Source organism: Mycoplasmopsis ciconiae (assembly GCF_036350065.1).
Taxonomy (GTDB): domain Bacteria; phylum Bacillota_I; class Bacilli_A; order Mycoplasmatales; family Metamycoplasmataceae; genus Mycoplasmopsis; species Mycoplasmopsis ciconiae.
In genome coordinates, this window is the sequence record NZ_JAZDWZ010000008.1 from 24095 (window position 1) to 38843 (window position 14749).

The window sequence follows — 14749 nt, forward strand, 5'->3', positions numbered from 1 at the left end:
AATATGGTAACATTTATAAGTATGAAAAACATTTTTAAAAAATTTTTCACCTTAAGTAATTGAAAAAGAATAGCAATTACAAGTGTTACCTTAATAGGTACAATTATTGCGATTTTTTTTGGTAGTGCTTTTTACATTAGCAACAACCCAAATAAATCAATTGAGTATGGTGGAGGTATTGAAGTTTTAGTTCAAGTTAAAGATAAAAATGGTCAAAACGCAGACAAAAATTTAACCGAACAAGTTTCAAATTCTTTATCTGACAGGTTAACAGGAGGAACAGGTCTTACAGGTACCAAAGTCTCTAGTGAGGGTGATGGTAAAATAAGAATAACTCAAAGTGGTGAATTAAACGATTCACAAAGAAGAGCTTTTGAGTCAAAAATAACCGATAAAACAATAACAACAATAACTGATATTGACGTAAATCCGTTGTTTTTCAATGGTAAATTTACAAAAGATGGTTCTTTAAGTGTTGGAAATGAAAATAATTGAATTCCTCCTTTTGCTGAAGATGGTGCTATTGCTACTCAGCAAGAATCTCAAAACGTAGTACAGATAACACTTAAAAACGATGATGCTGTTTTACAGTGAACTGAAGCGACAAAATATGTTTCAGAACTAAAAGATCAAGGTAAAAATGTTATTTTAATTTGATCTAACATTCAAGAAGCATTAGCTATAGCTAAAGAAGAATTTCCTAAAGATTGAGAAGAAAGTGGTCAAAATCTTTATAACTTCATGTATATAAATAACCAACCAACCACTATAACTTTTGACGAAAAAACAAACACACCAAGAGTTATTAGAAATCAACTTAAGAAAAATGTTTTTGACGCATCTAAATATTTAATTAGTGTGGCGAGTGTCGAAACACCGCTAAATACATCAAGAATTATTATTAGTGGTGGTGGTAACTCTCCATTTACAGTGCAATCTGCCAGAGAATTAGCTGATGGGATTAATTTTGGTTTAACAGATTATTCATTAGAAGTTTTATCTAGTGTTTATGTAGATAAAACATTACAAAATTCTGCCTTCGAATCCGCTATTTTAGCTGGAATAGTTGTATTCTCATTAATTGCAATTTTCATGATAGTAAATTATGGTCTATTAGGTGCTTTAAGCACGATTTCAATAGCTTTATATGTATTTTTAACCTTGTTAGTATTTACAGCTATAAGAGGTGAGTATTCACCATCAACTATCGCCGCATTAATCATAGGTATAGGTATTTCTGTTGATGCTAATATTATTACATTCGAAAGACTTAAACGTGAAATTTACAATGGTGATGGAGTAACTAAAGCTTTTAAAAATTCCAATTCACTTTCTTTATCGTCTATTGTTGATGCTAACTTAACAACAATGATTGTTGCCTTTACATTATTTTACTTTGGAACAAAAAGTGTAAAAGGTTTTAGTATCTCGCTTATTCTTTCAATAATTTTCACATTAATTGTTATGTTGATTTTTACTAGATTCTTATCTACTATGTTAGTAGGTACTGGAATGTTTAACAACAAATTGTGATTATTAGGAGTTCACAAAAAATACATTAAACAAGATCAATCTAAAAAATTAATTTACAGATTTGATTACAACAAAAATGCTAAGTGATTTGCACTAGGAAGTTTTATTTTTATTATAGTAGGTGCTATTGTCTTTGTTGCGGTAGGTTTAAGTAATGGAAATATTTATGATGGTGTAGAAAGAGCGATTGAATTTAAAGGTGGGTTGAATCTTATAATTCAAGGTAATGTTCAAGAACATTTTATTTTAAACGAAGAAGATGCAAATAATATAAAAGATTATATTTTCAAAAATGCAGATAAATGAGGCTTATTAAATGTAGATAAAATTTTAAGTGTTCAAAAAAATGAATCTTCAAGCAATGCATATTCAATCATAATAAGAACATCACAAGATTTATCAGACAAAATTACATCAATTCAAAGCGACTTACTTTCACAATTCCCAAGCTTATCATTTATCAATTACACAGTTTCTACAAAAGAAGCAAGAGATTTATTATTGAATGCTATGTTCGCTGTAGGAGCAAGCTTTATCGGAATAGTTCTTTATACACTTTTAAGAATGAGATGAACATTCTCAATTGCCGCTATTTTAGGGCTTATTCATGATTTATTAATGGTTGTTGCATTTGTAATAATAACTCGTTTAGAAGTTTCTTCAATTATTGTTGCAGCTATGCTATCAATAGTTGGATTTAGTATTAACGATACAATAGTTACCTTCGATAGAATAAAAGAAATTATTCATCTAGAATATTCTTCAAAAACAATTCTTTCAAAAGAAGACATAAATAAAATCGCTAATAAAGCGATAGCTCAAACCATGAAAAGAAGTATTTACACAACATTAACAACAATGTTTGCTGTTATTATTTTATTATTCTTTAAAAACGCAACTGACTTTGTCTTTAATGTAACTATTTTATTTGGTATTGCAATCGGAACTTACTCTTCAGTTTTTATTTGTTCTTGATTCTGAACAAAATTAGAATATTTCAGACAAAAACGTATTGAAAAAAGAATAAGAACAAGATACTGAAATATCAACAATCCAGAAGAGCAAACATTTAAAGGGATTAATGATTACTCATATTAATAAAATAACGCTTTTTTAGGCGTTATTTTATTATTTAAAAAAACTGTAAAAAAATAATTTTCAATATAACTTTTTATTTTGCTTTTTTATAGGTTAAAAAGTAAAAATACCCTTTGTTAAATATATGTTTTTTAAAAAATTAATATGATAAAATAAAAAAGAATTATTCTAATTCAATTTTTTATATTTATATATCATTATGGATTCGCATGGGTGTGCTAATTTTAGTGCTAGGCGTTAGAAGTAATGACTTAACTAACAAACTAAAAAATGGAGGACATTATTATGTCAGATAAAAAAGAAAAAGTGGTAGCAGCACCTGCTGAAAAAGTTGCTGAAAAAACAAATAAAAATCCAATCGTTTCTAAAGATAAATTATTAGAAGCTGGTGCATATTTTGGACACAAAGCATACGCTTGAAACCCAAAAATGAAAGAATACATCGTACCTAACAAAAAAAATAAAGGTTCACACATTATTGATATAACAAAAACACAAAAATTCTTAGAATTCGCTTACTCATTAGTAAACAAATTAGCTGCTAAGAAAACAAGTTTTATTTTTGTTGGTACAAAAAAACAAGCTAGAACAGCTGTTAAAGAAGCTGCAGAAAGAACAAATTCATTCTACGTAACAGAAAGATGATTAGGTGGAACATTAACAAACAACCAGACAATCATGTCTCGTGTTAAAAAAATGGAAGAATTAGAAGCTAAAGCAGCAAATAACTTCCAAGGTTACACTAAAAAAGAAGCTATTTTATTACAAAAAGAATTAGATAAATTACACAAAAACTTAGAAGGTATCCGTAACATGAAACGTTTACCTCAAGTTATGATTGTGGCTGATCCAAATGAAGATAACATAGCTGTTAAAGAAGCTAAAAGAAAAGGAATCAAAGTTATTGCTTTATTAGACACTAACTCTGACCCTGACTTTGTTGATTTTGGAATTCCAGCAAATGATGATTCTGCTAAATGTATTTCATTAATTATGACTATTTTAGCTGACGCTATTGTTAAAGCTCAAGGTGGACAAGAATTATTTGCTTACCAAAGCGATGACAAAGTAGTTTTACCTGAATTCCAAAATGCTAAACAACCACAAAAAAGAGAATTCAAAAAACCACAAACACGTGAAAACAAAGGGGAATAATCATGGCTGATTTAAACTTAGTTAAAGAATTAAGAGCAAGAACAAACGCTGGTTTTGCTGACTGTAAAAAAGCTTTAGAAGCTACAGATTGAAATTTAGAAGCTGCTATTGACTGATTACGTGAAAATGGTGTTGCAAAAGCTGCTAAAAAAGCAGGTAGAATTGCGGCTGAAGGTTTAGTTACAATTGCAGGAGATAACAAAAAAGCTGTTATTGTTGAATTAAACTCAGAAACTGATTTCGTTGCTAAAAACGAAAACTTCGTAAAATTATTAAACGAAATTGCTGAAGCAGTTCTAAAAGCTAACGCTCACACATATGAAGAAGCTTTAGCTGCTAAATTATCAGATGGTTCAACAGTAGAACAAGGTTGTGCAAACGCAACAGCTACAATCGGAGAAAAAATTTCATTCCGTCGTTCACAATTAGTTGAAGCATCAGATAACCAAGAATTAGGATTATACGTTCACGCTAACGGGCAAATTGCTGCTATTGTTAAAGTTGAAGGTAAAGATGCTGAAGCTGCTAAAAACGTTGCAATGCACCTTTCAGCTATGAATCCAGAATTCATTTTATTAGAAGACATTCCAACAGAAAGAATGGAAGCTATTAAAGCTGGTTTTGAAAAACCTGCTAACTTCGATTCTAAACCAGAAAAAATTCAAGAAACAATCGTTTCTGGATGATTAAACAAACAATTATCAGAAATTGTTTTAGTAAAACAAGGTTTTGTAATGGAAGATTCTTTAAGTGTTGAAAAATATTTAGCACAACACAATGATAAATTATTAAGCGCAGTAAGATTCGAAGTAGGTGAAGGAATTGAAAAAGTTCAATCAAACTTTGCTGAAGAAGTTATGTCATTCGTTAAATAATAATTTTTAAAAATAAAACTACACTTTTATAACAAGTGTAGTTTTATTTTACTTTTAAGCCTATAAATAAGGGGTATTCGCAAATATTAATATTTATTTATTTCTATGTTTTTTAAATTAATATGGTAAAATTAAAAAAACACTTTTAAGAAGTATAAAATTAATAAAAATTATATAAAACAATTTATATTGAAATTGTTATTTTCGATAATTTCCATAAAATGTACCAATTTTATTAATTATACATATAAGTGTTTATGAAATAGTATAATAATAAATATTATATATTTTTAATCACACATTAATAACTTATACATTAAAAGGGAGTTAAAATGAAAGAATTTTCATGCGTAATCGCAGATCCTATTGGTTTACACGCAAGACCAGCAACTATCATTGTCGGAACAGCTGGTAAATTTAAATCAGATTGTAAAATTGTATCAAACGGACGTGAAGGTAACTTAAAATCAATAATGAATGTTATGGCTTTAGGTGTTAAACACGGTGGAACAATCACAATTAAAGTGTCTGGAGAAGACGAAGAACAAGCTATCGAAGCTATCGAAAAAGCTTTAAAAGCAAATAATTTAATTTAATAATAAGCCTAATCAGGCTTTATTTTTATTTTTGATAATGAAATATTTAATTTACTGAGTAAAAAATTTATTATCTATTTTGCTCGTTATTTTAATTATTTATTTCTTGTTAAGTATTTTATTCATTTATTTTGGGCAATCAGCAAGTAATTTAAAACAAAACTATTTTGATATTTTAACGTTTAAATGATTTTTACATCTTAATTCAAACACACTGCAAGAAAATTATTCTAACGCTTTCATTTTAATGTTAAATTATTTTTATTTAAGTGTTATTTTAATTTCTGTATCCTTAGTGTTAGGTTTTATTTTAGGATACATAATTGGTCTTTTAAGTGCAATTTACCTTAATAGTTGATTTGATTTTTTAGTAAATATTATTACTTTTTTTGTCAGTGGCGTACCAATTTTTATTTTAGCGCCAATACTCATAGATTTTAACGAATCTATAGATGCGCCAACTTTATTCATTCCTGCTGATTTAATTAACAATTGAGTAAGTTTTACATCGATGGTTGCACCAATGGTATTAATAATAATTTTAAGTACAAGTATAACAATCAATATAACTAAATCGCAAGTTTTAGTTATTTTAAAAAAATACTATATTACCAACATGAAATGTAACGGATTTAGCCTTAAGCAAATAATTTTTAAAGGAATTTTTAAAAATTCATTAATATTAATTTTTCCGTTTTTACCATCTTTACTAATGCTTTTGGTCGCTTATACATTGATAATTGAAAGAATATTTCAAATACCTGGAATGAGTGTTATTTTATTAAACGCACTAAAAATAAATGAATCTAATTTACTTATACTTTTTATTTTAAGTATTTGTTTTTTATTCTTGTTTTTCAACTCTTTATCAGTTTTTATTTCCGAATTACTAGATTCTTCTAAATCACTTAAATACAAAAACGCATCTAATTTTTCTAATTTTTTAAAAATAAAAAAGGACTTAAATGCAAAAAAAACAATTTAATTTCGTAAAAAACCAAAAAAACGAAATATCTTTTAATGCAGCTCCAAAGAAATTTTATAAAACTTTTTTAGAGCGCTTATTCATCAAAAAAACTAATATTCTAATATTAGTGGTTTTTTCTTTTTTTGTGGTTTTTAGCATATGTTACTTATTTATAAGTCCTTACTCTGCCAATAAAAGTATAATTAATTCAATTTATGCGTATAATTTACCCTCAATTTTTGAACCTAAAGTTAGTGTTAATATTTCTGATATCAATAAATATAATTTACTTAATTCATTAAATGAGTACGGTTTTAGTTTTGACAGCGTTTTTTTTAAGGATGGTTTTATTAGTGTTACTTATAATCCCTATTCACTAATCAACGCTTTTGAAAAAGTGCAAAACATTAATACTAGTAATTTTTATACTTTTTTAGGCACTAATAATTTTGGAATTGATAATTTAACACTTTATAATAAAACTTTAGTAAATAACACTTTAGTAACATTTTTTATATGTGTAATTTCATGACTTTTTGGGACATTTTTTGGCGTGATCCATGCATCTTTTTCTAAAAGGAATTTCAGTTTGTCTTATCATTTAATAAGTCTTTTTGCACTTATACCATCTTTAATTGTTGTTATTATCTTTTTTAATTTATATAGTTACACACTGTATAAATTCATTTGTATAATGTCATTTTTGCTTATAATTCCCTTTTATTTAAATTCATTTATCTTTAGCAAAAAATTAAAAAACACGGAATTATATTATTCTTATATAAGCTTAGGTTTTAGTGATTTTAACTTAATTTATAAATTTTATTTACCAAGGGTTTTGTTGCAGAATTTAATTTTAATTCCCGAGAATAACGCAATCGCTTTAATGATTTTGGCTTCGCTTAGTTTTTTTGATATTGAAGGTATTTTTAAAACATTAAATATTGGCAATCTCTTTAAAGACATTATTGACAATTTTAAAAATTACTATTACAGCTTTTTTGTTATTTTTACTTTTTCAGGTTTTTTAGTTTTATTGAAGCTAATTAGTTTTATTTTATTTAACGCATTAACAATAGAAAGGGTTTAAATGAAAAGAATTTGAAAATTTTTAGGTTTAATATCATCAATTTCATTTTTACCAATTTCGCTTTCTTGTACTTATGTTGGTGATTTATTAAGCAAAAACACTTATATTAAAAGTTATAATTCTGCCAATCTCTATCAAGATACTAATTATAAATTCAACTACTTTAAATTTATAGAAAGCGATTTTGATTCCTTGAATTTCGAAGGTTTGTTCAAATATAAATTTGTAGATAAAATAGAATATGACTTTATTAACAAAAACACTAAAACACCTACAAAAAAGGTCGCAAAATTAAATTTAGCTAGCGCTATTAAACTTTACTTTGATAATGATTTAACAATCACTTATGATAATGATGATTATGATTTAAATCACAAATACAATGACAATTTATCAATTGTTAACGCTTATAGTTCTAACATCACAAGTATTAACAACCCAGATTTTAAAAATAATTTAAACGCAGCTAATAAAATCGAGATTTTTATAAAGAAAGCACCTTATGTTTTTGTTAATAACCAAAAAAGCACATATACTCTTGAGGCACAAGATTTTTTAGTAAATATTGATAATCCCGAAATTAAAAAACTTTTAGATGAATACCAAATAAAGATTAAAAATACATCCAACTCAGTAATTTTAGAATCAAACCAAAAAAAATATAATTATGATTTTGTCTTTAAGGTTTTAAGCAATAATTTTATTTTTAACCCTGTAAGCAATAAATATTTAGAAGATCAAAAAATTAAATTTAGTGAATATAACCCAACACTTAAAGATCGTTTAAGTCTTAACCATTATTTATTAGTTTTAAACGATTATGAGCAACAAAAATATGTGAAAAACAGTAATTTTGTAGATTTTAACTTTAGTAATTCGTCTGAATTTATTTCTGAAATAATTTTAAATTACAAAAGTATAAAATTAGACGAAGAAACTTTTAGACTACAATTATTTAAAAATTTCAGACAAATGTTAGTTTCTGAAGCTGACTTTGATCTTTTTAATACATATCAACAACAGCAAATACTTAACAATTCTAAAAATTATGGGCTAACTTTTTACACTAAAACACTAACAAATAAACCGTTAAATAAATTTGTGTTTGCTACTGATTTTACTGATAAAAAGTTTGACTTCAACAACACTTACGCTAGGTTAATTTATCAACAAAATCAACAACAATTAATCAACACAAGTTTAAGTTATAACGATATACTTAATAATTCATTCGCTTTTTTATTCTTAAAATACATTAATAATGTTTTTAATTTTAACGCTGTTTTTAATTATTTAAATTTCCAAAACTATTTTTATTCTCAAATTTATCCTTTTAGTATTTTCGAGAGTACGCAAGCAAATAAAAGTAATTATTTAAATGTTTCTGATACTTTATTTTGAATTAATAACGTTGATTTAAACTCTTTTGGTGATTATAAAATAAAAAATAACATCAATATAGTTGATAATAAATTATCATACACACAAATATCTAAAAATTTAGATTTAGCTGAACAATTTAAAAGTTATCAGTATGATTTTATTAAACAAAACATGAAACAACTATTAGACAAATTTTACGAAAATAACAAAGATTTAATATCGACAAAAATTCAATTTAACATCCCGGTTATTTCACAAGGTAATTTCTATTTACAATTCATTTATCAAAATTGAATTAATTTAATTAATTCATTAGATTCGCGTATTCAAGCTTCATTCGAATTTGTCAACGACGTTAATTTAAATGACAAAAATTATATTTATAATAAATATGAAATAAGCTATTTTGATAACACTTTAGAAAGTTTTTTAAAAAAACTTTTTGAAAAAATTACTTTTAATCAAATTAAACAATTAGCAAACAAATATGATTATTTTAACATCAGTGAGTATATTAAAAAATATAATATTACTTCAGAAAAAGAGTTTATAAATAACTTCAATCAAAATAGTGTTTTTAATCAAAGTCTTATTTTAAAAGATATTAATAATATTTATTTAATTCCTTTTTCAGAATTTATCATTTTAGATATAGGAGATTTTAACAAAAAAATAGTTCAACCACATTTTAACAACCCTATAAATGATTTAGGCTATACTATTTTTGATGATATCAAGGTAAATTAAAAGAGTAACTACTTAAGTTACTCTTTTAATTTTACGTTTAAACATCCGATAAATAACCTTTAAAATTCTTAATTAAAAAGTGATTTTTTGATGTTTTGATTAGATTATTATCAAAGTCATAAAAATCAATTTTTATATTTAACGCTCCAGGATTATTTGTAGTGTGTTTGTTTATTTTTAAATATTTTATTCCGGTATAAAAATTATTTTGAGTGTTATTTATTAAATAATCACTCATGTAATTATTTAATAAATCTTCAATAAAACTAAATCCTTTAAAATCAAACCTAAGAGCCTCATATGCCTCTATTTGGTTCATTTTTTGGTTGTTTCAAATGCTTAAGTTATTTTCGAGTTGTTTTATGGCTTTATCGATTAAATTTTGCATATTTTCTTCTAAAAAATCATCTAAATTTTGACCTTTATCTAAATTTTCAGAATTTAAATAAGTTTGAATTTTATTTTCTTGGTTTAAATATCCTTTAAATAAGTGGTAATGTCTATTAAAATCTATAGAATTTCACTCATATGTTTGGCTATCAGTGTTTTTATATATTACTTGAACATAAATTTTGCTAATTTGTTCAAAAGGATTTGTTAAATTTGCGTATTGTTCTTGCGGAGAGTGATTTTGGTAAATTTTAAACTCTTGAACAACGTCTTTTAAATAATCAGGTATTGGAATATAAAATCATTCTGGATATTTATTTAATAAATAATTAAAGTATTTACTTGTAATTAAATTAGATCCATCTACTAAAGAATCATATTCTTGATAATTAAAAGGGTTATAGTAATTTTTATAATCTATTTTAAGTGTTGGATTAGGGATAAATTCATTAAATTGTAATTTATCAGAAAGATTTATGAATTTATAATTACGGTTAAAATCACTGTATTTAAAGAAATTATTAATTGTATATGTATTGTCTTTATATTGTGATGGAGTTATATTTTTATGATCTTGATCATAAAAATGAATACTAAATTTAATATAGTTGTTTTCAAGATTATATGTAAGATTTTGGAGTCGAATACTTTTAATGTTTTTAGGAAAATTAGCATATGCTTTTAAATTTAAAAGCATAATATCTGATAAGAGTTTTTGTTGTATATCACTATAATAAAAGCCCAAAAGTCTAATTTGTTTAATGTCAATTAAATTAGGTATAAAATCTTTATAAAAATTATATTGATCATATATTTTATAAAGCAAAAATTCAAAATTATCTAAATAAAATAAATTTGAATATTCTTTTTCAATAACTTTATTTTTTTGATTATTTGATAACTTTTCAAAATTTTCTTGTTTTTTAAAAGCTCGCTCCCAAGAAAAATTTGGGTATAAAATAGAATCATTTTGGTTTTGTTCAAATAAGTTATTTGTTTTTTTGTCAATTAAATTTTGGAATTCAAAATTATTTAAAATAAAAGCTAGCTGTTGAGAGTTTAACTTTTTTTCTCCCTCAAAATTTTTTATTTTTAGTTGTGTGCTATTGTTGTTGCAACTACTAAAAATAAAAAATAAAGGAGTAGCTGTAAAAACACTTAAAAATTTAAATATTTTTTTCATAACTCTCCTTTATTTAATTATTATAATGAGTTGTATTAAGTGAGTAATAAAATCCTTTTTGATCCATTAATTCTTGATGTGTTCCTCTTTCGATAATTACCCCGGCTTTAACCACCAAAATTAAATCAGCGTTTTTTATTGTACTCAATCTGTGAGCAATTATAAAACTAGTTTTATTTTCCATTAATTTATTTAATGCATTTTGAATAATTTCTTCAGTAAAGGAATCTACATTACTGGTTGCTTCATCTAAAATTAAAATCTGTTTATCAGCTAAAATAGCTTGAATAATTGAAAACATTTGTCTTTGACCGTGAGATAAATTAGCACCATTATTTTCAATCAATGTATCGTAACCTTTTTCCATTGATAAAATAAAATGATGAGCGCCGATCAATTTTGCGATTTGAATTATATCTTCATCTTTAGCTTGTGGATTAGCCAATTTTAAGTTATTCATAATTGTATCATTAAAGAAAAATGAATCTTGTAAAACAATACTCATGAATGATCTTAAGTTATTTTTGGAAATATTCTTAAGTTCATATTTATCAATTAAAATACTTCCTTTGTCATAATCATAAAATTTACTTAAGAGATTTACTATCGTAGTTTTTCCAGCGCCCGTAGGACCAACGATAGCAATTTTTTGACCTTTTTTAGCTATAAATGAAGCATCTTTAAGTTGGTAATTCTCGCTATCTTTATTATATTTAAATCACACGTTTTTAAATATAACTTGACCGCTAACATTTTCAAAAGTTATATTTTCTATATTTGCGCTTTTATCGTTTAATTCTAATAATTTAAAGATTCTGTTACTTGAAGCTATTCCTAGTTGGATTTTAAAATTAAGTAATAATAAATCTTGAACAGGTCCTAAAAGATTTCAATTTAAAGCAATATAAGTAATAATAAAACCTGCTGTTGCGTGACCTTGTGAATCTACACCTAAACCATTTATGCCTCATATTTGCACTTTAGTTAGATAAAAATAAACACCAATAAATGCGACACTTAAATTTATTACATATAAAGTTAATCCAAATCACGGGTCAATACTTCTAGAGATTAGATCACCTTTAAAAGCGGTTTTTTTAATGTTTCTAGCAATCTTGCTAAATTCATTCATTACTGTTTTTCTTTGATTAAACGCATTTGTTACTTTAGTGTTGTGAATCATTTCTTCTACAACTGCACCCAACTGACCTCAGGCGTCTTGTTGTTTAATAAATAACGGTTGTGATTTTTTTAACACCAACAAACTTAAACCGAACATAAAAACAGCCATAGGTATAACTATTAAAGTTAATTTTGCGCTTGTTAAAAACATAAAAATTATTGAAAATAAAATGCTAAAAAAGTTAAATATAGCTGTATTCAATACTCCAAAAAGTGTATTTGAAACATTATTTATATCGTTTATTAAAGTCGAAATTAAATCACCTGCTTTTTGCGAATCATAGTATGAAATAGGCATTTTAAGTAATTTCTCCATCACTTCTTTACGCATTCTTCCACTAGATTCGTAAGTTATTTTTATATAAATTCTTTTTTCTCAATATCTAAAAATTCAATATAAAATAAAAGCAATTGTCATAATTGACATATCGATACTAAAACCTTTAATATCTAAAGTGTAATTATTGTGATTGGTTATAGCTGTTTCAATATATTTTCTAAAGATATAACCAATAAAAATAGTCCCGATAATATAAAAAGTAGCATTGAAAAAAGAAATAATAAAACCAACCAAAAAACGTCTTTTTTCTTGTTTAATATATTTTAAGAACTCTTTAACAACCAAAAATGCATTAACATTATTTTTTTGCTTTTTTGGTTTTTTAAATAATTTTTTAAGTGTGTTGTTAGTTATTTTTCTGTGCATATTTACCTTTGGTTACTGTTCTAATTGGTTTTTATTAAGCTCTTTGTATCAGATATTACTTTCTAGCAACTCTTGGTGAGTACCTATTGAAGCTATTTGCCCTTTGTCCATAATAATTATTTTGTCTGCGTTTTTTATTGAACTAATTTTTTGGCTTATTATGATTGTTGTACACGAATAATTATTTTTTATATTTTGAACTATTTTTTTAGCTGTTATTTCATCTAAAGCACTTGTTGAATCATCTAAAATTAAAACTTTAGGATCCATCAAAAGTGTTCTAGCGATTGAAATTCTTTGTTTTTGACCACCGCTGAAGTTTTTTCCTCTTTGTTCAACTTTTCTATTTTCTCTTTCAGTGAAAGTATTTATTATGTCGCTAGCTGCACTATTTTTTACAGCTTTTTGAAATTCTTCTTCGGTAGCATTTGGTTTAGAAAACATAATATTACTTTTAACTGTTCCTGAATAAAGTAAGGCTTCTTGATAGACAATATTAACATTATCTCTTAAATTTACTGTGTTTATTTCTTTAACTTCTTTGTTAGCTATTTTAATTGAACCTTCTTTATATTCGTAATTACTCATTAATAAATTGGCGATTGTGCTTTTTCCGCTTCCTGTAGGGCCTATAATTCCTAAAACACTATTAGGTTCCACTTTAAAGTTAATATCTTTTAAAACATATTCTTTGCTATTTTCAAAATATTTAAAATTGAAATCTTTAAACTCAATAGAAAATTTGTCGTTAGAATCAAAATAAATACCATTTTTATTCTCAAACTCTTCAACTGGATATTCAATCACTTCTAAAATTCTTTTACTTGAAACTTTAGCTCTAAAAGCAACGATTAAAAACTGACTAAAAATTAAAACACCAAAAGAAATTTGAAAAGCGTAATCAATAAAAATATTAATATTAGCTAAGTCTTCAGCAGTTAGTGAATTATTACTTAAAGCATGTCCACTAATACCATAAACCACAACAACAGCCAAGTTTATTAGCGCAAAGAAAAAAGGATCACCAAAAGAAAAGATATTATTAATTTTTTTCTGATTATTAATTCATTTTTGGTTTACTTCTAAAAACTTTTTATGTTGAATTTCTTGTAAATTGTAAGCTTTAATTATTCTAGCCCCTAAGATATTTTCATCAACTTCTTTTGTGATTTGGTCCAAAATTACTTGATTTTTGTACATAAGTGGTTTACTCATGTGCAAAATAGCAATGGTCACAATAACCATAAGTGGCAAGATAATGATAATTGAAGTACTTAAAGTTAAATCTGTAAGTAAAGCAAAAACAATACCTCCAACAATTAACAAGGGAGCTCTAACTAACGAACTTGTAGCTAAAACCAAAAATTCTCAGTATTGAGCAATATCATTTGATACTCTTGTCATTAAACTTTCGACAGTTATTTTACTAATGTCTCTTAAACTAAGTTTTTGAACTTTTGAGAAAAACTTATTTCTAAAAAATTCACTACAGTTTTCTGAACCGTGAGTTGTGGCCACAACAGAGGCCATACTTGTGGTAACTGCACTAATTATCAAGATTATTAATAAAACAAGTAATTGTTTATAAACAACATCTGTAGAACCTTCTAATACTGTAAATGTGTTAAATAATACAATTTTTGTCTCGCTATTTTCAGATGTTACAGTCATCATTTTGATAAACTGTGAAATAAAAATAGGTATAGTTAATTGAATCAAAACGTTAATTAAAATAAAAAATACTCCAAGAAGTAATGAGGTTTTTACTTTTCAAGGAAGCATCATAAACATCTTAAACATATCACCCCTTTTGTATATTTTAAATTTTACACTATTGTATTTTT

Annotated in this window: 10 protein-coding genes; 7 read left to right on the plus strand and 3 right to left on the minus strand. The window is 25.4% G+C overall.

From position 1 onward, the window contains the following. The first annotated feature begins 21 nt into the window (after positions 1-21). From secDF to V2E24_RS02850, 7 genes are all read left to right on the plus strand, one after another. Positions 22-2631, plus strand: a complete 2610-nt coding sequence (secDF, locus tag V2E24_RS02820; protein ID WP_330500909.1) for a protein translocase subunit SecDF — start codon at positions 22-24, stop codon at positions 2629-2631. Between the two features lie 285 nt (positions 2632-2916). Then, a complete protein-coding gene (rpsB, locus tag V2E24_RS02825) occupies positions 2917-3786 on the plus strand; it encodes a 30S ribosomal protein S2 (protein WP_330500910.1) in 870 nt (289 codons plus the stop codon). Between the two features lie 2 nt (positions 3787-3788). Then, positions 3789-4661 carry a translation elongation factor Ts gene (gene tsf / locus V2E24_RS02830; protein WP_330500911.1) on the plus strand — a complete coding sequence of 291 codons (873 nt, stop codon included), beginning with the start codon at positions 3789-3791 and terminating at the stop codon, positions 4659-4661. 332 nt (positions 4662-4993) lie between these two features. After that, positions 4994-5257, plus strand: coding sequence for an HPr family phosphocarrier protein (locus tag V2E24_RS02835; RefSeq protein ID WP_330500912.1), 264 nt, complete (start codon positions 4994-4996; stop codon positions 5255-5257). Between the two features lie 106 nt (positions 5258-5363). Beyond that, a complete protein-coding gene (locus V2E24_RS02840) occupies positions 5364-6242 on the plus strand; it encodes an ABC transporter permease (protein WP_330500913.1) in 879 nt (292 codons plus the stop codon). Beyond that, a complete protein-coding gene (locus V2E24_RS02845; RefSeq protein ID WP_330500914.1) occupies positions 6223-7314 on the plus strand; it encodes a hypothetical protein in 1092 nt (363 codons plus the stop codon). Before V2E24_RS02840 ends, V2E24_RS02845 begins: the two co-directional genes overlap by 20 nt. Continuing rightward, positions 7315-9444: an OppA family ABC transporter substrate-binding lipoprotein gene (locus V2E24_RS02850; protein WP_330500915.1), complete on the plus strand. Its 2130-nt coding sequence runs from the start codon at positions 7315-7317 to the stop codon at positions 9442-9444. It abuts the gene before it with no gap. Positions 9445-9481: 37 nt separating this feature from the next. Here V2E24_RS02850 and V2E24_RS02855 read toward each other — a convergent pair whose 3' ends face one another. From V2E24_RS02855 to V2E24_RS02865, 3 genes are read right to left on the minus strand one after another with little or no spacing between them, the layout of a single operon-like run. Further along, the gene (locus tag V2E24_RS02855; RefSeq protein WP_330500916.1) at positions 9482-11017 is read right to left on the minus strand and encodes an MAG3240 family lipoprotein; all 1536 of its coding nucleotides are present in this window, start codon (positions 11015-11017) and stop codon (positions 9482-9484) included. A gap of 13 nt (positions 11018-11030) precedes the next feature. Further along, the gene (locus V2E24_RS02860; protein WP_330500917.1) at positions 11031-12905 is read right to left on the minus strand and encodes an ABC transporter ATP-binding protein; all 1875 of its coding nucleotides are present in this window, start codon (positions 12903-12905) and stop codon (positions 11031-11033) included. 12 nt (positions 12906-12917) lie between these two features. After that, positions 12918-14705, minus strand: coding sequence for an ABC transporter ATP-binding protein (locus V2E24_RS02865; protein WP_330500918.1), 1788 nt, complete (start codon positions 14703-14705; stop codon positions 12918-12920). Positions 14706-14749 lie beyond the last annotated feature (44 nt).